Source organism: Microcoleus sp. K4-B3 (genome assembly GCF_036704615.1).
Lineage (GTDB): Bacteria > Cyanobacteriota > Cyanobacteriia > Cyanobacteriales > Microcoleaceae > Microcoleus.
Genome location: NZ_JAUBSF010000052.1, coordinates 1 through 19867 on the forward strand (window position 1 = coordinate 1; position 19867 = coordinate 19867).

Sequence of the window (19867 nt, forward strand, 5' to 3'; positions counted from 1 at the left end):
CCTCATTCTCTCCTGGCGCGGTGGCTCTAGTTCTTCTTTTGCCACCGTTCTCTCTTTTTTAGTCTAAACTCCAGTTACATTTTATTATCTGCAAAAGATGTACATTGCGATTTTGTGTTGCGGAGGGGAGGGTTTATTAGATTGTTTGTTTTTGGCTTTTATTGTTGGTAAAACCAGCCCCTACAGTCATGTTAAAAATCCGATCGCCTAAACAATGAAGCAGGCAGACAAGCAGTAAAAGTAGAACCGCAATCTAACTCGCTAGTAACTTCAATATCGCCGCCCATCATCTGACAGAAACGCTGGCTGATAGTCAGTCCCAAACCAGTACCGCCGTACTTGCGAGTAGTTGAATTGTCGGCTTGAGTGAAAGGTTGAAACAGTCGCTGTTGCTGCTCTGGTGTCATGCCGATGCCCGTGTCGGTCACTCGAAAAATTAAAAATTCTGCATCCAAAATTAACATTTGAGCAACTCTCGGTTGATATTTATTTTTTAATTCTTCGCTGGTAATTCTTTCGACAGTAAGTACGATCGCCCCATTAGCCGAAAATTTAGCAGCATTGCTGAGCAAATTCAGAATTACCTGCCGCACTTTCATCAAATCGCCGTGCATCGCGCCGATATTGTCAGAAGTCAATACTTGCAAAGTATTGCCGTTTTTATCCATCAGCGGTTTGATGGTTGTTACCACCTCCTCGATTAAGCCGCCGACATCGAAGCTTTCGAGGTAAATCTCCATCTTGTCAGCTTCAATTTTGGAAATGTCGAGAATGTCGTCAATTAGTCGCAGCAAGTGTTTGCCAGCAGTGCGAATTTTGTCTAAATCCGAGACTATCTCTAAGTTGCCTAACTCTTCGGCATCTTCCACCAGCATATCGCTGTAGCCGATAATCGCGTTCAGGGGAGTCCGCAACTCGTGGCTCATGTTTGCCAGAAAAGCACTCTTGGCGCGGTTGGCGAGTTCTGCTGCTTCTTTTGCCAACTGCCACGCTTCCTCAGCGTCTTTGCGTTCGGTGATATCCCGCAGCGTCGCCACCACCGCTTCGACGCTGCCGTCAGTCGCACAAAGCGGGCTGAGAATGTACTCGTAGTCGCGGGTTCCCCAGCTTGCCGTGGGAACGATGACTTCGCCTTTCACGGGCTCGGCTGTGGCAAATATGCCGTCGCATTCTTGGTGAACCCGCTGCATAATTGTTGGCGACCAGCCTAATTCCTGCCAGGTTTTGCTAATCATTTCTCTGGGATTCATGCCGGCAGCTTGAGCGGCGGTGCGGCTGACGTAAGTGTACTTTCCCGATCGATCTACTAGAAAAATTAGGTCAAGAGAAGCGCCGAGAATCCCGTCAACTGTTCTGGCGTGTCGGGCTACCTGAGCAGTCATTTGTCTGACAGCGATAGCGCCGCGGACTTTGGCTGCGAGTTCAAACTGCAAAAGTTCGTTGGCTTGTTTGAGGAATATGGTGCGCTGTTCGACTTCTATTTCTAGTTCTGCTTTGGCCTTTTCTAGGGTGAGTTCGGCAAGTTTGCGATCGCTCACGTCTGTAGAAATTGTACCGACTGCATAAGCTTTACCTTCGGAGTTGCAGAGGGGAAATTTCAGAGAAATATAAGTGTGCGGGCCGTCGTCTTGAGGGATGATTTCTTCGATAGTTAGGGGCGAGGAAGATTCGAGAACTTTCAGGTCGTTTTCTCGCAAGGCTGTTGCTTTGTCTTCGTCGGGAAAAATATCGCCGTCGGTTTTGCCTGTTATTTGCTCTTTTGCGATGTCGAACAAATTGTCAAAATGGCGGTTGGTGAGCAGGTATTTTCCGTCAACATCTTTGATGTAAATCACTGCTGTTGAGTTGTCTAAAATCGCTTGCAACAGTGCTTCGCTCTTTCGCAGGGCTTTTTGAGTGTTTTGGCGATCGAGTATTTCTGGCTGCAATTCCAAGTTGAGGCGATTTAAGTCTTGCCAAGCTTCCTGGACTTGATTTAAGGCGATCGCGCTTTTTTCTAGTTCTGTATTTGCCGGCCGCGACTGATTTGAGACGGAGTTTGCGGGCAATTCTAGGGGTTGGAAAGCGAGGGGGATGTGGGGATTTGCGATCGGGCCATCGCCCGCAGTTTTTTTATATCGAAAATCGACTGCTAATTTACCGTTTAAACTCGATTTTTTGGGAAATAAATCGGGAATTTCGCCGAAATTTAAATTGTCATAAATTAGATCGAACTTCCGGGTTCGCTGCGGCGGTTCGGCGGTGGAATTAGAGGGCCAATTCCCGTCTGCTGTTGATAAATCTGAGTTAGCGGGTTTGGCAATCCGGCGAGTGACGGCAACTCCCAAGGCGAACGGGACAACGGCAGCCGCACACATTGCCAGCAGCCAGTTATTGCCCCACCAAGTTGCGATCGAGGTTTTGGGGATGCCCCGCACTAAAATTACAGCGGGTTTTCCGACTAGATTATTCAGGGATTTTGCTGCTACTGTATAAGTTTGATTGCCTATTTGTATTTGCTGGGCAACTGGTTTGCCATCGGCGGCGCGTGCAGATCTCAGTAGCGATCTGTCCATCCACTGTAAGTTGGGCAACAGTTGATTTTTCGTAACACTTTGTCCGCTTACCAAGACATATTTGCCCTCATTAAGCGGTGCATAAATAGCGTAAAATCCGAAGAGTGAATTGACGGTTTCGCTACTGGCAACCATCGGGATTTTGCTCAGATTTGTTCCTAGAAATAAAGCAGCAATAACAGTCTGATTTTTTGGGTTTTTTACGGGAATTTTTACGTAATTCACAAGGACACGTTCGCTCAATCCCGGTTGCAAAGCTGGCAATTGTTTCTGATTTTCCGATTTAGCCAGAATTTTGCTAGCCGTAATTGGCTCTTTTTTTGCTAATTCTTGATATGCTAGGTTGCGAGGATTAAAATTTTGTCCTTCCTGGTTGAGATTAACGCTAACAATTATCTTCCTATCTTTCCCCACTAAAGCTGCACTGTGTATTGCTCCTGTTTTGACATGACTTTCCAGAATTTGCTTGACAGATTTTCGCAAATCTGATACTTGTTTACCGCTGTTGTAAGCTAAAGCTGTTTGGGCGATCGTTTTGCTGTCAGAGGAGTTTTGCAAACGGTCGGCGGCGCGATCGAGTTTGAGATTGTAGTTAATTTCACTAAGGCTCAGTTCTGATTTAGCTTGATTTTGCAGTTCGTTGCTTCCAACTGCCGATGTTAGCCAAAGTGCTGCTGCCGTTAGTCCGACTGGCAAGATTGTTTGTAACGCCAGCAGTCCAATTAACTGTTTTCTGGTGACGGACAAGTTGTAAGCGGACGGCTTGAAAGCTGTTTTAAATCTTTCGGAAGTCGCAACTTCAGTTGGCTGCAGACAATTTGGCTTGCTGTCGTTTAACTGAGTTTGAGCCATAGTAGTAGATACTGAATCGGTTATAGATGACAGGCGATAAATAAATCTGGAAAACAATCAATTTTAAAGTTGAGATTTTCGATCGAGTTCGGTTAATCAATCTTCATAAAATTGTTCGCTCTCGTCAGGTACAACAAAGTAAGAAAATGACAGAGATATTTTCAAAAAAATCGGTTTCTCGCTGTTAAATCAGATTTTTTTATTTAGTTGTTTTTACATATACTGTCGGATCTATTTAAAGTGTGTTGGGAGAATCCAAATGGGTGCTTTCACAGGAGCGATCGCGCTTAGATGTAGGCTGGGCTGTGCAGGATGCTCGCACTCCTGTGAAAACGCTTTTTGCAAAATCGGGATGCTCTTGCAGACAGTCGCCAGACTAAGTAATTTTTCGATCGAGTATACAGTAAATTTACTTAAACCAAAGTTTAGCGTAATTATTGCAAAACTTAGATACGCTCGATCGACCTTTTCCCTACTTCACCTTTTTTTCAATCCCACAACCGCCTGCCTGCTTTACCGCCCAGTCGCTGGTGAGTATCTTTGAGTAAAGTTGGGATGTCTAACTCTTCGGGACACCTAGGCAAACATTCGCCGCAATCGGTGCAGCGGTTGCCTTTGCTGCCGGGAAACCAGTGTCCGGCATTTTCAAACATGGCGTAGCGGTATTTGCCAAAGTCAGTCATGTCGCACCCGACGGCGAGATTGCGGAGTCGCAATACTTCGGGAATGTTGATGTTTTCCGGGCAAGGCAAACAGGCATAGCACTGGCTGCATTTGTCGGTCTTCAAACTGGCTGCAATAGCCGATTCTAGCCGATCGAACGCAGCGATTTCGGCGTTGGTGAGGGGAAAGTCGCGATCGGCATATTTCAGAGGTTGCTCTAATTCGGTCGGATTTGCAGCCCCCACACTCAAAGTCCCAATCCTAGTATCGCTCAGTAAAAACCGATAGTTCAACTCTAAGGGCGAGAAAGGCGAGCACAATTGTGCGAGAGTTTCCGGGGGCGTGTAGAGTTGCCCTCCTTTATCTGCCGGGGAAATGATGAAAACGCCCATATCTTTGTGCTTGGCGAGTTCAATTGCCGGGGCGTTGCGCTGAAAAAAATAGTAGTAATGCAGATTGACAAATTCAAACAAATCTGTATTGATTGCAGCCAAAATCAGATCCAGAGGCCCGTGAGTCGAAAAGCCGACGTGCCGAATGCGACCATCTGCCAGGGCTTTGCGTACAGATTCCATGCAGCCTGTGGGCGATCGCACAATCGCCAAATGTTCCCAAGTATTTAAACCGTGAATTGCCAGACAGTCGATATAGTCTAAATTCAGGCGTTTGAGGGATGAGTCGATGCAGCGTTCCATTGCTGCTGCATCCTCCGTTGGGGAAATTTTCGTAGTGACATGGAAGCGCGATCGATCGACAGACAAACCAGCCGAGAGGGCCGCACCGAGATATTCCTCGCTGCAACCGTAACCCGCCGCCGTTTCCAGGTGATTGATTCCCTGAGACACAGCCTCTTGTACAGTCTGACCGGCAGTTTCCTCAGAAGCCAAATAGCGCATGGTTCCCAAGGAAAATACGGACAGGTGCAAGTTAGTTTTGCCAAACCGTCGATAGCGCATAAATGTTAGGAAGTTTCGCCCGGGCTGAAGCCGCTTCTCTTGATCAAATCCTCTGGACGGAGGTTTGAGATAAATTCCCGGAAGGCCCGGCGTTCCGCTTCATCAGCATCTCGATCGACCGGTATGGAAGCATCGGCTACGACTTCTTCCATCACCCAGATGGGGCTATTCGTGCGCAGGGCTAGGGCGATCGCGTCGCTGGGTCGGGCATCGATCTCTTTTTTAACTTCTCCCTGACGGACGATCAGCACGGCATAGAACGTGTTATCTTGCAGCGAGTGAATAACTATACGCTCCAAGGTAAGATTCCAGGCTTCTAGAAAATTGACCATCAAATCGTGAGTTAAAGGTCGAGGAGGCTTGTGACCTTCCAGAGAACTAATAATAGCCTTTGCCTGCTCCTGACCGATATAAATAGGCAAAGCGCGTCGCTCAGTAGCGTCTCTCAATAGGACTATAGGACTGCGCGTGGCTGCATCTAAGGCAATCCCAGCGACTTTCATTTCAATCATTCGATCGGCCTCATAGAATTAAGAAACTGTAAGGCAGTAGAGAACTTGGACATAAAGATTACCTAAATCCAGTATGACTCGATCTTCGCCTGAATCTGCAACGAATCGGGCACTGTCGATTTGAGATGGGACATTGACTCGGAGGGGACAGGGGGAGGGCAAAAGCTCCTGCGTCTGGTTTTTGGCTGTGGTTTGATGTAAATAAGCGATCGACTAGGGAAAAATACTTATGTTTACAGGACTAATTCAATCTCTCGGAAAGCTGAAGTCGCTAGGCAACGATTATTTCCAAATTTCCTGCACATCCAGCAACTCCTATCAGATTTTACAAGATTTAGCCATTGGGGACAGCGTAGCCGTGGATGGAGTCTGTTTGACGGTAGTGGAAGTTCTACCTGCGACGGGTTTTGTCGCCGTCGCTTCCCCGGAAACCCTGCGCCGCACTACTTTGGGAGCATTCCCCGATGCTTGGGTGAACCTAGAAACCTCCCTGCGCGCCGGTAGCAAATTGGGGGGACATTTCGTGACGGGGCACGTAGATGCGATCGGCACTTTAGCGACATCAACCCAAACCGCCAACGCTTGGGAGATGCGGTTTACTGCCCCACCAGCAGCAAATTCGGGATGGCAGCGCCAAATCGCACCTTACATCGTTTCCAAGGGCAGCATCGCCGTCAACGGCATCAGCTTAACAGTGGCAGATTGCGATGCTGAGGGCAATTGGTTTGAAATTGCCGTAATTCCCCACAGTTTTTCCGAGACAAACCTCAGCTATTTGCAACCAGGAAGTTTAGTTAATTTAGAAGCAGATATTCTGGGCAAATATGTCGCCAAATTTCTCCGCAGTGGCTCAAAATCGCATCCCGAAGCTTGGGAAGAAGACCCCGCAATCAACAGTTTGGGAACAATTACACCCGAATTCTTAGCAGAACACGGATTTATGTAATCAATGAATTGCGATACATAGCATGGATAAAGATATGACTAACGATAATCTGACCAAATGGCGATCGCTTCTTTCCCAATTAGATTTATGCTTAGAAAGTTTTGGAAATCCAATATATCCTCATCGCGTATCAACTTTGAATGAAGCTGAATTGGAAGATTTTGCATCCCAAGAAGGATTGATTTGGCCAAAGGGAAGTTTGTCAACTTTAACTGAAGACCAAATTCAAAAATTTGAATCTCAAGCCGGCTTGATTCTTCCTGAAGGATATCGAGAATTTTGCCAGGTATTTGGGTCAGAAAAATTTGGTAAGGATGGTTTTTTCATTGATGTTCCTGATATTGATGATATAGAAGGACACTTAGACGAAAATGAGAGTCTTCTTGACTCTTGTAAAGATAGCTCATTGTGGTCAAGTGAAGTCAAGGAATTACTGGATAACTCTTATCTATTTGGCGGCGGATGCGGTCTTGTTGCTTGTATTTTTGACTTAAGAACTTACAGGGAACAAGATAGAAGTTATGATATTTATGGAGTCAACTGCAATCATGACTTTACTTGTCATTTAGGTCGAGATTTTTTTGAGTTTGTTCGCGACATATGTATTGGCGAACGGGCAAAAGCAGAATTTCCCGAATTACTACTAGGAGGACAGCTAGATATTGATGAAAATAACTTGTTCTACCGAAGGACAACTTTTTTGCTCGATCGGAATCCCTCTAGCATAAGAGCAGATCCAGATATAGAAGAAGGAGATTATGAAGAATATGAAGAAGAAGAAGAGGAAGAAGATTACTGGTTAACTTAAATTGTTAAGACAAAGATGTAAAAAATAGTAATCATCTAAAAATTGCATAAATTACTGGAAATATTAGAAGTAATTAGAAGTCCTCAGCCAGAAACTTTAACTACTGAAGTTGCTCTTCAGAAAGGGTTCAATCTTTTTTATTTCAAAACCATCACCCAGCAATTCCCACCTGTGAAACTAAAAACAATGTAGAAATTAATAGCTTTTGAATGCCCGGTGCATCGAAGAATGGATAAGTTAGCAAATTCAGATAAAATAACCGATGTTGTAGTTTCCCATTAGCCGCGCTTTGCGAGATAATTGGGTGAAACAAAAAAGCACCTCTACCATAATTGAATTGCTGTTGCCCAAATTTGCGTAGACTTAGGAAGGCAAAATCCCTAACTTGATGGATTGTCAGATATAACAATGAAAAAATGCAGTAGATTGCCTCTTTTACCAAAACTGATAGAAAGTTCCCACTATAGCGGTTCTCAAGCGTGGTGAGGTATGGGGGCGAGTCCTATGCCTATGCCCTATCCCCTATCCCCTATGCCTCACTTGCTTGAGAACCGCTATATAGAATGATTATACTTAAATATAAACATTGATGACAACTTATCCGACTTGTGGTTACAAACAAATTGTTTAAAATCATAGTTTTTTTACTATCATACATTTTATGTATTGAGATATTTTGAACTATTAAAATATGACTTTTAATTTAAGTCTATTACCATTATTGTGATTGTAAAAACTCATTTAAACGTCCTATATACCATTGACATTGAACAGAGAATGGGGTAAAATTATTCTCAGCGGATATTGGCTGTCTCTTCCACCAACTGTGTAAGTCCTGACTGCGAGGAGTGTAAGGTACAGCCGCCAATCTAGAAAGCAACAAAAATTTTGAAAAACCTTGTTAAAAGCCAATGCAGCCAGATTCTCAAAAATCCCTCTCTATGCCTCTCATTTCAGTCATTATCCCTGCATACAACGCTGAGCCATTTATTGAAGAAACTTTGAAATCTGTTCTCGCTCAAACTTATCCAGCAATTGAAGTTTTAGTAGTCGATGACGGTTCCCAGGATCGAACCCCTGAAATTGTAGAAAAAATTGGCAAAAAAGATTCTCGCGTTCAGCTTCTGAAACAGCAAAATTCTGGAGTCGCTGTTGCTCGAAACTTAGGAATTGAGAAGTCGAGAGGAGAATTTATCGCCCCCATTGATGCCGATGATATTTGGTATCCTGAAAACATAGAAAAACAAGTTCAATGTATGTTGGAGGGAGGGGAAGAAGTCGGGGTGGTCTATTCGTGGACAGTGGATCTGGATGAAAAAGGATTGCTAACAGGAGGATTCCGGTCTTTTAGAATTGAAGGTGACGTGTACGCGACCCTAATCTGCCACAACTTTATAGGAAACGCGAGTGCTTCTATGATCCGTCGCAGTTGTTTGGAAAAGGTGGGGGTTTATGACAAGACATTGAAGGAAAGGAATGCTCAAGGCTGTGAAGACTGGGACTTGTACCTGCGGATAGCAGAGCTTTATCAATTTCGAGCCGTGCCGGAATTTTCAATTGGCTATCGCAGGATGTATAACACTATGTCTACCAACTATACGACAATGGCGAAGTCTCAATCTTTGATGTTGCAAGCTGCCAAGCAACGGCATCCCGAAATTCCCGATTTCCTGCACCGATTATCTACCAGTAATTTTTTGTTGTACTTAGCGCACCAAAGCAGCCGCAACGGCCGCGATCGCACCGCGCTCTTTTGGTTATTCCAAGCTTTAAAAACTGAGTGCATCTCACCCTTATTCCGTTCTGGCTTTTACAGAGTATTGGGAAAGAGCCTTTTCAACCTATTATCCCAGTCTTGGAAACATCAGGAGGCTCTAGATGCACCTGTGATAATAGAAGATACGCCATCCTCTGAGAACCAACTGATTAGCCGGGAGGTGTTGGTAGAGTTCCGGCGCAAAAAGATCGAATTAATGGTAACGATAGGGAACATTTTTCACTACTCTATTTCCCTCCTTGTCAAGCGAAATCAAGCAAATATTGACACGCTCCCTCAAGTGAACATTAGCGCCACTCCCCCGGCAAAGGCAGAGTTGTCTTATGAAAAAAGAAATTCAGGCTATTAGAACTCTGCTACCCCTCCTCAAGCTTTACCCTTGGGCAATCCCGGCAATGATTTCCTTGGGTATGCTTGCTTCCCTTTCTGACGGCTTTGGCATTAGCTTATTCATTCCCTTTTTGCAAACTTTACAGCAAGAACAAGCTCAGGCTGTAACTGGCAATTCTTTCATTGATTCTCTGAACAAGATATTCGCTGGTGTTCCTGCTGGCTACCGCGTCTTAATCATCCCATTTTGTATTTTAGTCAGCATCCTGATAAAAAACCTGATTGTCTATAGTAATTCTCTGCTTTTTGCTTGGTTAAACTCGCGAATTAGCAACCGATTGCGCTGCCAAATTTTCAACCAAACTTTAACCGTTAGCTACTCTTTCTTAGAGCGCAGCGAATCGGGAAAGATTATGAATATTTTGGCAACAGAGAGTTGGCAGACTAGCAAAGCTTTGAGTTTGTTTGTTAACTTGATTACGTCTGCTTGTACGATTACTGTCCTGGCGACGCTGTTACTGCTCATCTCTTGGCAACTCACCTTAATTATCAGTATAGCGCTCTTCCTCATCTCACAGTTCATCCAGTTTGTGACGCGCCGAGTCAAACATCTGGCACAGCAAGCGGTAGACGCCAATTCTCAGCTCGCTGTCCGAATGTGGGAGGGATTAGGGGGGATGAGAACCATCCGCTCCTTTGGACGGGAACCTTACGAGCAAGAACGCTTCGATCGCGCTTCCCAGCAGGTGCGAAACACCTTTTTGCAACTCGATATGCTGGGAGGGCTCATCAATCCGCTCTATGAAGTTTTTTCCGCACTCCTCCTGTTAGCAATTTTGGCGATCGCCCTCCTGCAAAACCAGTCAGCTATGCCAACGCTGCTGACTTTTTTATTCATCCTCTACCGCTTGCAACCGCAGGTGCAACAGCTAGATGTCGCGAGGCTAGGTTTAGTCTCTACCGCCAGTTCTGCTGAAGTGGTGATGTCTTTTTTAGACACTTCTGATAAACCTTACATCCGCTCTGGTACCGTTCCCTTTAACAAGTTGAAGCAGGCGATCTATTTTGAGTCAGTTTCCTTAACTTACAATCCTGAAGATCGGCCTGCAATAGAGGATGTCTCCGTCGAGTTTAAACGCGGCCAAACGACTGCTTTAGTGGGGCCGTCGGGTGCGGGAAAATCTACGATAATCAGCCTCCTCTGCCGCTTTTACGAGCCAACGTCAGGAGGAATTTATGTTGACGACTGCTCATTAAAAGAACTGAATTTAATGGACTGGCGGAAAGGAATTGCGATTGTCAGCCAAGATGTCCACATCTTTAGCGGGACGGTGAGGGATAATATCGCTTATGGGCGTTTAGAAGCAACCGAGGCAGAAATTTTTGAGGCGGCAAAACTTGCCAATGCTCACGATTTTATCAGCCAACTGCCGGAAGGGTATGACACGAAAGTGGGCGATCGCGGCGTTCGCCTTTCGGGCGGGCAAAGGCAGCGCATTGCCCTCGCTCGCGCCATTGTCCGCGATCCGGACATTCTCATTCTGGATGAAGCAACGAATGCTCTGGATAGTATTGCTGAAAACTTGATTCAGGAGGCCCTCAATACGCTCAGCCAGGATCGTACCGTCATTGTCATTGCTCACCGCTTATCGACGATTGAAAATGCGGATAAAATTATTGTGATGGAAAATGGCAGGGCGATCGAACAAGGCAACCTCCAGTATTTGCTGAAACTCGACGGCCTCTTCGCCAAGCTTTATCACTTGCAACACCGCAACATACAAAACTAAAAGTAAGTTGGTGAATTACTTATGCCTTATCCCATCCTTGACATTGAAGTGACACAGCCCCTCCCAACTCTAACAATTTCTGAGGAGGATACAGGTATTGCCATAGTTGTGCGGCGCAAAGATAAAGCTGTTGGTTTGATCGTGCAGCCTCTTCCTCCAAAGAGCGTCCTTTCTCCTGAAGATTTAGCTCAAATGATTGAACGGGAAGTCGGCATTAAGTTACTTCAGGAAGCGATTAGAGAAGAGCTAACTCCTGCCGAAAATGGCGAGCGCTTTCCGTCGCTGACAGTAGCAATTTGCACGAAAGATCGGCCGGAAAACCTGGCGCGGTGCCTGCAATATTTACTCAGGTTGCAAACACCTATTGCCGGTGAAAAGCTTTACTTTGAAGTGTTAGTAATTGATAATGCACCTTCTGATGAAAGAACGAAGGAATTGGTAGACTCTCTACCAGGAGTTCGCTATGCCAGGGAACCAAAACCCGGTTTAGACTTCGCTCGCAATCGCGCCCTGCAGGAAGCAACTGGCGAACTATTAGCCTTTCTTGACGATGATGTCACGCCCGATCGCCAATGGCTGAACGGCTTGATGGAAGCTTGGACAGAAAATCCTGATGCTGGCGGTTTTACAGGGTTAGTGCTGCCTTATGAGTTAGTGACTGAAGCCCAAATTTTATTTGAAAGCAGGGGAGGCTTTCGACGCGGCTTTGAGAAAATCCGCTACGGTCAAATCTTGCCGTATAATCCTTTATACCCCTGTGGGGCTGGCATATTTGGAGCTGGTTGCAATATGGCATTTCGCCGAGATGTTTTACTGAAATTAGGGGGATTTGATGATGCACTCGATACAGGTGCGCCCCTCCCCGGCGGTGGCGATTTAGATATTTTTTATCGAGTTGTTCGCGCTGGCTATCCCCTCGTCTATGAGCCTCGCTATCTGGTGTTTCACCAACACCGCCGGGAATATGAAAAATTGCGCCGCCAGTATTGGACGTGGGGTTTAGGTTTTATGGCTTTTGTCGTAAAATCTTATCAGACCGATCCGAGCCAACGCTCGAAATTGCGCTGGCTCGTCGGCTGGTGGTTTGCCGATCAGTTAAATCAGTTGCAAAAAAGTGTCAGAGGATGCCATGTATTACCTCCAACCATGATTCTAGCCGAGTTGTGGGGTGGTGTAGTGGGGCTGTTTGGGGAATACCCCCGCTCTTTAAAACGCATTGAAAAAATTAGGCAGCAATTTGCCTAAAATTAGGAGAGTTTTTTCAGAAATCTGTTTCATATTGAACGCAGGAAAGAACAGTTAAATATGAGTAAGCTTCCGCCGATTGATATCGTCATTTGTACTTATAACAATGCTCCCCTTTTAGACAAAGCTCTCTCAGCTCTTTCCCAACAAATAGTTTCACCCAAGCTAGAGTGGAGGGTTTTAGTAGTTGACAATAATTGCACGGATAATACGCAGAAAATTGTCGAAAAATATCGAGTGTTGGGCAAAATTCCCCAGCTTTCTACAGTATCAGAAACACAGCAAGGATTAACCTATGCCCGCCACTGTGGCGTTCAAAATACAACTGCTGATTGGATTGCTTTTGTAGATGACGATTGCTTCCTGGCAGAAGATTGGGTGGAACAAGCTGTTAGATTTGCAGCAGCTCATCCCGACTGCGGCGCTTTTGGCGGTCGAGTAATCTTAGATTGGGAAACTCTACCAGCCAAATATGTATTGAATTATGGGTACTCCTTCGCACAACAAGAACACGGTACAGAACCCCAAAAAAAGTCTTGTTTAGTGGGAGCAGGATTAGTTCTGAATAGAGCAGCCCTCGCTCATACTGGCTGGATCGATAAACCGTTACTTCAGGATCGTATCGGAACCAAGCTCATATCAGGGGGAGATGTGGAAATCGCTTTGCGGATTTACGGAGCAGGATACGACCTGTGGTACACTCCCGACTGTAAGTTAAGGCACTTTATTCCGGCTAGGCGTACTTCTCAAAAATACTTGATCGACATTAACTATGGTCTAGGAACCTCTCAAGTTTTGGGCGATTCTCTTCTCTGGTCTGGTTCTTATCGAGATTGGCTGTTGAAATTTATTATCGATGCGGTGAAAGCTTCCCAAAATGTCCTGATTCAATCTTTAAGAGCGGCTTTTGGGCGGATGAATCCGGCGGAAGTAGAGATAAACAGGAGTTTTGTACGCGGTAAGTGGGCCGGAATTAGGCGCGTGGTTCGCATGAGCCCAGAAGAGCGCAGCTTGCTATTGGGGCGTGCAAAATTAGCCGTTTAGCCAGCTCATAAATAGTATTTCTTGAGGTAATTTCTGTGAGCAAGCCTTGGAAAGTTCTCAATGTCGAATTGAGCGAAAAGATTCCTGAATTGCCCTTGATTTCCAACTACGCCGGAGTCTATGTAGTGTTTTGGTGGCATAATATCCCCCTTGGCGAACGGGAGATTTTAGAGGATCAGTTGCCAATCTCGGCTTCACAACTAGCAAATCTAGCGGCGCTGGCGATCGCTCCTGCAGTCGGCAGCCACCTCCTAGAGCAAGGTTTTAAAGCGCCTTTGCCAGAAGTTTACAAAAAAAATCGGGCGTGGCACCAGCCCCCTGAGTTTCATGCCCTGACAGCCTTAGAGCAACCCCTTGCCAAGCTGCGGGATCGCTTTTCCCAGACTAGCAGCGCATCTGTTTCTGTCATAATCTGCACTCGAAATCGGCCAGAACAATTGGCGCGATGTTTGCGATCGCTGCAAAATTTATCCCAACCTGCTCATGAGCTCATCGTGATTGATAATGCTCCCAGTTCAGACGCTACCCGCCAACTGGTGGCCGAGATCCCTGGAGTCAAATATGTATTAGAACCTCGCCCTGGTTTAAGCGTCGCCCGCAATACTGGCATCCCCCACTGTACAGGCGACATTATTGCCTTTACCGATGATGATGTGATCGTTCACCCTGACTGGGTGGCCAGGATTGCACAAAGCTTCAGCGAACCCAAGGTCATCGCTGTAACCGGCCTGATCCTGCCAGCAGAACTCGAAACAGAAGCCCAATTAATTTTCCAAAAAGGTGAGAGTGGCTTTGGTTGGGGATACCGATCTCTGACTTTTGACCCTGAATTTTTTAAGGATACGAAACACCTAGGCGTTCCCGTTTGGCGCATTGGCGCAGGAGCAAATATGGCTTTTCGGCGTGAAGCTTTTGAGTTACTAGGAGACTTTGACGAACGCTTAGGTGCAGGGGCATCTGGGTGCAGTGAAGATTCAGAGCTATGGTACAGAGTGCTGGCGGAAGGGTGGATTTGCTACTACGATCCCACCCCTGTTGTTTATCACTATCACCGGGACGATCTCGATAGCTTGAAACATCAGATGTACCAATATATGCGGGGCCACATCGCCGCCCTTTTGATTCAGTTTGAGCGTTACAAGCACTGGGGGAACTTGCTTCGCTTATTCATCATTTTACCTCTCTACTATGTAAAACGATTTTTAATCGGCCTTTTGACCGGATTTAAAGGGATTAATAGAACGCTATTGGCAGAGGTATTAGGTTGCTTTGCAGGAGTCAGCTTTTACCTCAAAAATCGTGTAAATAAGGATCGATAGTTTTTCCAATTAGAGGAAGATTATGGCAACAGTTGTTGAAACCAATAAATCTGAAACGCATAAAGAGAAGCTGGGCAATTTCTTAGCCCGCAACCCTTTCGGTCAGCCCTTGACCCTGGGTTTTTTTTACAGAGAAAAGATGCGGGCAATTCACCGCATTTCCCCAGACCTCCCCTTTAAAGAAATTTTAGAAGTAGGAGGAGGTCAAGGAGGCTTAACGTCTTTACTTTATCCGCAAGCGCAAATTACTAACATTGACCTCGATCCTAAATATGCAAATGTTCCTTGCAACCAGCAGGAAAAAGTACGCTTCATCTGTGGCGACGCGACCAATTTACCGTTTGAAAATGAGTCCTTTGATGCAGTGACGATGTTCGACGTTCTCGAACACATTCCCGACCACCAAAAAGCGGTATCAGAAGCGCTGCGCGTGCTTAAACCAAAGGGATTTTTATTAGTGAGCAGCCCCAATGAGAATTGGCAGTTTCCTTACTACGGCGTGATGAAACCGATCTGCCCGCCTGAAGCAGAGGTGATGGCAGAATGGGGCCACGTTCGGCGCGGCTATACGATCGATCAACTGACGGATTTAATCGGTTTGCCTTACCAGAGTTCTGCTACTTTTATCAATCCCCTGACAGTAGTCTGCCATGATTTTGCCTTCTCTCGCTTGCCCCGCCTCATGCGCCTATTATTCTGTACGGCCCTGAGTCCTGTAACGTGGACGAGCTATTGGCGGCACAAACCTGATTCCCTGGGAACGGAAACAGCATCAGCTTGGCAGAAGCCATAAAATTTATGAATGTCCAACCAGAACCAACGATCGCCCTCCTCCACTGGGGCGATTTAATCGAAGATTTTTTAGATACCATCGGGGTTTCCTTTGAAGCTTTTTGCAACGAAATGACGGGGGGCTGGATGTTTGGCTACATTGAGGCGCTGCGACGGGCAGGGGTGCGGACAGTGTTATTCTGCATCTCTGGTAGCGTGACTGAACCCCTGTACTACACCCACAAAGAGACAGGAGCAACAATCTGCACCCTGCCGGCACCTCAACTCTACCAAGCTGTCCGCCGCCAGATGGTTAACCCTCAAGGATGGACAGTTCAGGATATGTTTGGGGAGGTTCGAGGTCTCCGCCGTCTGATGTTGGCAGGGGTGAAAAGCGTTACTCCTTACCTGGCTACACCGCTGGGGTTGCTGGCGGGAGAACTGCGACGCGAAAACTGCCAAGCGATTCTCTGCCAAGAATACGAGTACCCGCGCTTCGACGCTTGCACTTGGTTGGGGTGGCGGATGGGGCTGCCTGTTTTTGCCACGTTTCAGGGGGGCGATTTTCAGGTTAGTCCTTGGGAAGGCTTGTCGCGCCCGATCGCCCTCAAAGCGAGCGCGGGTTTAATTATTGCTTCGCAAACCGAGGTACAGCGCGTGCAAAGTCGCTATGGCGTGCCTCCTGCCAAGATTGCCCGCATTTTTAACCCGCTGGATTTGGAACTGTGGCAACCAATGGATCGCGCTGAAGCTAGGCAACTGCTGGGTTTTCCCAGTGACGCTGAAATTGTCGCCTGTCACGGGCGGATTGAGATTCGCCGCAAGGGGTTAGATATATTGCTGGAAGCTTGGGAACGGATCTGCCGCGATCGCCCAAACCGAGATTTGCGGCTGTTGCTGGTGGGGACTGGTAGCGACGCGGAGGAATTGAGCCAGCGAATCGCTCAGATGCAGCTTTCGGGCATTGTTTGGGTGAATGAATATGTGCGCGATCGCGCTTTGATGCGACAGTACCTCTCGGCGGCTGACGTTTATACTTTGCCTTCTCGCCATGAGGGGTTTCCGGTTGCACCGCTGGAGGCGATGGCTTGCGGGTTGCCCGTTGTGGCTGCTGACGCGCCTGGAGTGCCTGATATTTTCGAGGGGGGCGAAGCTGACGGCGGGATCGTTGTGCCCCGTGAGGATGCAACCGCTTTGGCAGGGGGGATCGGTCGGGTTTTAGACGATCGGGCGTGGGGGCGGGAGTTGGGCAAGCGCGCTCGCATTCGGGTGGAAACTCATTTTTCTCTGGAGGCGATCGGTGTGCAACTGCGACAGTTTTTGGGCGATCGCTCTTTAGCGCACATTCCGCAGATCTGACTCACAGCACTGGGAATGCTTGAAAAATCCCAGCCATACAATTTTATCTCCGCCTAATTTTTATGGCTTTATTGTCACTTTTTGTACCAATTATCGGAAACATAAGAAAGTTAACTTGACGGATTTTTTTAATATTCATTCTTTCAATTAAGCAACTTATTCTCGGATGGTGACAAAAATGTCTAGGAACTAGACCTAATCAGGTTTTCTACCCGTCAACCCTGTTGACAAAAGCGAAGTTTATTACAAGCTAACTTCGTTAACTATTGCACATATTCAAAATATTGTTCCAGATAATTTACCCACTGCCACTGACTTGAAATTTATCGCGCGGATATTCCAGTTACACAAAAGACTGGAGACACCAAGCTAACTTATCGGGGCGATTGTAAGTCGGAACAATAATTTAAAATAGAGTTTTAGCTTGGTTGATGATTAGGGTTTACGCACTCCGAACAAAGAAACCGGGTTTTTTAACCGAAATTGAGAGTTCTAAGCAAGTATTTGGGTTGAAAAACGCGGTTTCTGAACACCCGTTCGTAAGTCCTAATTATAACTGATATATTTTAATTTTTTAAGCGATATAACACCGACTCATTATTAAAATCTTTTCCGAAAACTCGTTGCAGCGGGCCCTCGGCACTTGTCAGCCAAGATAGAGCTTTTCTGGTAGCTGCGTCTTTCTCAGTCAGGGGCCCGAATCCCACAGTCCTAATTTTATTTTGTCGGAGTTTGTCGCTCCATGCAGAAAGTCGATCGGCTCTAAAAGGCACATATAAAACTTGTCTGTCCAAGTTTTTCCCGTAAAAAAGGTAGCTGCGCGAACTTAAAAAGAATCCTATTCTTTCATCTGGTACTGTATTTTTGTCAATATATTCGTAAATACCGCGATACAGTTCTGTACGTGCCAAATCTCGCTTTTCCCTCCAATGACCAATTACTATCAATCCTATACACACACCAATTATCACTATATAAATCGATTTTTTACGGGTAGGAAGTAGATGATTTAGCCATCCTAAGCCAGGATTTATTATCCAGAAAATCGCAGCCAGCGTGATTGACACAATATACAATATCGGATCTCTTAATATATATTGCCAACTGGGGGCTAAGATTTTCCAGATACTATTAATAGCTTCTACTGGATTAGACTTAAAATTGTCAATCAACAAACTCCCCCAAACAATACTATCTCCGGTAAAAGAAGCATTTTTAATATAATCAAAAATTGTGTTGCTAATAATTCCGCAAAAACCACCAATCAAAACAACTACCAGAACAACTAGATTTTGAGTTTTTAAGAGAGTTGCTGTAGCTGCTGCGGCGATGGCGAGTACGCTTAAAAATGGAAATCCGTATCTGAGGTTAAAACCGAGTAGAGGACTTATTTGACCGATCGAATTTCCCGCAGTACCGGACGTGTAAGGTGTAATTAGATACAGAATTCCTGTGCTGGCGAGAAGTACAATTAAAATAATATTATTTTGATTAATTATTCTGGTTTTACCTTCGATCAAAGCCAGAGGCGCTGCCAATACCTGAAGTGCGATCGCCAGAAATGGCAGTTGCAATCTAATGAGGATTTGCAAGCCGAGAGTTTGCCAGTGGGAAATTTTGCTGGGATTAAATTGAGCTGCTAAAGTGCTTTGCCAAATCTTTAAAAGTGGCGAAGCGGGCGGCGCAGGTAGGGTAGGTGTTACCTGCTGTATCGGCGGTGTTGCCTGCGGTACGGGAGATGGTAAGGAATAAGGCTGTAAGGGAACTTTAATATCGCCAGCCTCGCCGACAGGATAATTGACGTGCAGCAAGTTTCTCGCATACCAAAAACCCCCTAAAAACAAGCAACAAGCTATGCCGCACAGCAAGACTGGTTTGATAAAGTGGCGAATTCTAAAATTAGCTGGTGTAAAATTTTTATTAAGGGCTAATCTTTTAATTTCTAATATTGCTAATCCTCCTAAAAGTGAGGCTGCATAGACTATCCCAGTGATTTTTATTCCGGTTAGCATTCCTGTGGCTGCCAGAAATAGGGAGAGTTCGGATTGCGATCGGCTGCTGTGATAGGATAAACCAAGATACAAACCTACTGTAAATATTGCCGCTAGCGGTAAGTCTGGCTGAATGGTATTAACTTGGTTGAGCACCATCGGTACTGTCAATACTAAAGATGATGCTGCCATAGCGTGAATCCGGGTAGATCCAAATTTTACGCTCAATAGATAGACGGCAATTCCCTCAAGTACCCAGGCAATTAGCAAGGGAAAAGCTGCGAGAAAATCTTCTTTGAATGGGATTAAGCATAAAACAGATAAAACGTGCCAATTGTACGGATATACTTTAGCTTGCTCTTGTTCAAAAATCCAATTTCCAGCAGTATCTAATAATGTAAATGAATGGGTTTGATACCATCGGGCGATCGCAGGCAGGTGAAACCACAATGAATCATAATTGGTTGTGGGTTTGGTTGCGAGAGTTTCCAACAGCAAAAGTCCTGCAACAGCGGTGGCAAAAATAATTAGATATTCGGATATATCCCGAGGTTGCTTGATTCGGGGAATCGGCCACTGCGAGAAGGTAAAAGTTTTGTGGTTTTTGGTATAAATCAGGATTAAGCCGATCGCACAAATCAGAATTTCTGCTATAACAACCGCAGCAATATTTAGTCGATCGGCACTTCCTAAAATCAAGCCGATACAAACTTGTGCAATGCTCCATCCCGTCAGGAGTACCAGGAGAAAATGGGGAAATGAATAGTTATTGTTTTCGTTCTGATTCTCGAAAGCAAGAGACAAGCTTAAGGGAATCGGGCCGGCTACAATAATCAGAAATAAAATTAATTCCCATAAATGCTGCGCTATTAGCATAAGCTGCAAGTTACCAATTTTTATCGGTTTTTCCTCGTTACCAGGCTTTTTCTGGTAACGAGAAATCCCTCGG

At 45.7% G+C, this 19867-nt stretch carries 13 protein-coding genes; 9 read left to right on the forward strand and 4 right to left on the reverse strand.

The features are described from left to right. Positions 1 to 191: 191 nt before the first annotated feature. From QUA78_RS20315 to QUA78_RS20325, 3 genes are all read right to left on the reverse strand, one after another. Positions 192 to 3407, reverse strand: a complete 3216-nt coding sequence (locus QUA78_RS20315) for a PAS domain-containing protein (RefSeq protein WP_333398987.1) — start codon at positions 3405 to 3407, stop codon at positions 192 to 194. Between the two features lie 488 nt (positions 3408 to 3895). Continuing rightward, positions 3896 to 5026, reverse strand: coding sequence for an aldo/keto reductase (locus QUA78_RS20320; protein ID WP_333305902.1), 1131 nt, complete (start codon positions 5024 to 5026; stop codon positions 3896 to 3898). Positions 5027 to 5031: 5 nt separating this feature from the next. Further along, entirely contained in the window at positions 5032 to 5538 is a 507-nt protein-coding gene (locus QUA78_RS20325) for a bifunctional nuclease family protein (RefSeq protein ID WP_172185863.1), read from the reverse strand. A 229-nt stretch (positions 5539 to 5767) separates the two neighbouring features. Here QUA78_RS20325 and ribE point away from each other — a divergent pair, with 229 nt between their 5' ends. The 9 genes from ribE (at position 5768) to QUA78_RS20370 (ending at position 16927) form a co-directional block, all read left to right on the forward strand. Then, positions 5768 to 6484: a riboflavin synthase gene (ribE, locus tag QUA78_RS20330; RefSeq protein ID WP_333305900.1), complete on the forward strand. Its 717-nt coding sequence runs from the start codon at positions 5768 to 5770 to the stop codon at positions 6482 to 6484. 22 nt (positions 6485 to 6506) lie between these two features. Further along, positions 6507 to 7292 carry an SMI1/KNR4 family protein gene (locus QUA78_RS20335; RefSeq protein ID WP_333305898.1) on the forward strand — a complete coding sequence of 262 codons (786 nt, stop codon included), beginning with the start codon at positions 6507 to 6509 and terminating at the stop codon, positions 7290 to 7292. A 941-nt stretch (positions 7293 to 8233) separates the two neighbouring features. Continuing rightward, positions 8234 to 9418 carry a glycosyltransferase family 2 protein gene (locus tag QUA78_RS20340; protein ID WP_333398988.1) on the forward strand — a complete coding sequence of 395 codons (1185 nt, stop codon included), beginning with the start codon at positions 8234 to 8236 and terminating at the stop codon, positions 9416 to 9418. After that, positions 9393 to 11189 carry an ABC transporter ATP-binding protein gene (locus QUA78_RS20345; RefSeq protein ID WP_333398989.1) on the forward strand — a complete coding sequence of 599 codons (1797 nt, stop codon included), beginning with the start codon at positions 9393 to 9395 and terminating at the stop codon, positions 11187 to 11189. Before QUA78_RS20340 ends, QUA78_RS20345 begins: the two co-directional genes overlap by 26 nt. A 21-nt stretch (positions 11190 to 11210) precedes the next feature. Further along, positions 11211 to 12434: a glycosyltransferase gene (locus tag QUA78_RS20350; RefSeq protein WP_333303255.1), complete on the forward strand. Its 1224-nt coding sequence runs from the start codon at positions 11211 to 11213 to the stop codon at positions 12432 to 12434. A 60-nt stretch (positions 12435 to 12494) separates the two neighbouring features. Beyond that, entirely contained in the window at positions 12495 to 13478 is a 984-nt protein-coding gene (locus QUA78_RS20355; protein WP_333303256.1) for a glycosyltransferase, read from the forward strand. Positions 13479 to 13513: 35 nt separating this feature from the next. After that, complete coding sequence (locus tag QUA78_RS20360) at positions 13514 to 14797, forward strand: glycosyltransferase (protein WP_333303257.1); 1284 nt, start codon at positions 13514 to 13516, stop codon at positions 14795 to 14797. Positions 14798 to 14819: 22 nt separating this feature from the next. Continuing rightward, complete coding sequence (locus tag QUA78_RS20365) at positions 14820 to 15590, forward strand: methyltransferase domain-containing protein (protein ID WP_333303258.1); 771 nt, start codon at positions 14820 to 14822, stop codon at positions 15588 to 15590. A 5-nt stretch (positions 15591 to 15595) separates the two neighbouring features. Continuing rightward, positions 15596 to 16927 carry a glycosyltransferase family 4 protein gene (locus QUA78_RS20370; RefSeq protein ID WP_333303259.1) on the forward strand — a complete coding sequence of 444 codons (1332 nt, stop codon included), beginning with the start codon at positions 15596 to 15598 and terminating at the stop codon, positions 16925 to 16927. A 566-nt stretch (positions 16928 to 17493) separates the two neighbouring features. Here QUA78_RS20370 and QUA78_RS20375 read toward each other — a convergent pair. Next, the gene (locus QUA78_RS20375) at positions 17494 to 19794 is read right to left on the reverse strand and encodes a hypothetical protein (protein WP_333303260.1); all 2301 of its coding nucleotides are present in this window, start codon (positions 19792 to 19794) and stop codon (positions 17494 to 17496) included. Between the last annotated feature and the right edge of the window lie 73 nt (positions 19795 to 19867).

Coding starts and splice junctions, on each gene's coding strand:
- QUA78_RS20345 (WP_333398989.1), top strand. CDS start 9,393: ATGAAAAAAGAAATTCAGGCTATTAGAACTCTGCTACCCCTCCTCAAG.
- QUA78_RS20340 (WP_333398988.1), top strand. CDS start 8,234: ATGCCTCTCATTTCAGTCATTATCCCTGCATACAACGCTGAGCCATTT.
- QUA78_RS20375 (WP_333303260.1), bottom strand. CDS start 19,794: ATGCTAATAGCGCAGCATTTATGGGAATTAATTTTATTTCTGATTATT.
- QUA78_RS20335 (WP_333305898.1), top strand. CDS start 6,507: ATGGATAAAGATATGACTAACGATAATCTGACCAAATGGCGATCGCTT.
- QUA78_RS20325 (WP_172185863.1), bottom strand. CDS start 5,538: ATGATTGAAATGAAAGTCGCTGGGATTGCCTTAGATGCAGCCACGCGC.
- QUA78_RS20370 (WP_333303259.1), top strand. CDS start 15,596: ATGAATGTCCAACCAGAACCAACGATCGCCCTCCTCCACTGGGGCGAT.
- QUA78_RS20315 (WP_333398987.1), bottom strand. CDS start 3,407: ATGGCTCAAACTCAGTTAAACGACAGCAAGCCAAATTGTCTGCAGCCA.
- QUA78_RS20365 (WP_333303258.1), top strand. CDS start 14,820: ATGGCAACAGTTGTTGAAACCAATAAATCTGAAACGCATAAAGAGAAG.
- QUA78_RS20320 (WP_333305902.1), bottom strand. CDS start 5,026: ATGCGCTATCGACGGTTTGGCAAAACTAACTTGCACCTGTCCGTATTT.
- QUA78_RS20350 (WP_333303255.1), top strand. CDS start 11,211: ATGCCTTATCCCATCCTTGACATTGAAGTGACACAGCCCCTCCCAACT.
- QUA78_RS20355 (WP_333303256.1), top strand. CDS start 12,495: ATGAGTAAGCTTCCGCCGATTGATATCGTCATTTGTACTTATAACAAT.
- ribE (WP_333305900.1), top strand. CDS start 5,768: ATGTTTACAGGACTAATTCAATCTCTCGGAAAGCTGAAGTCGCTAGGC.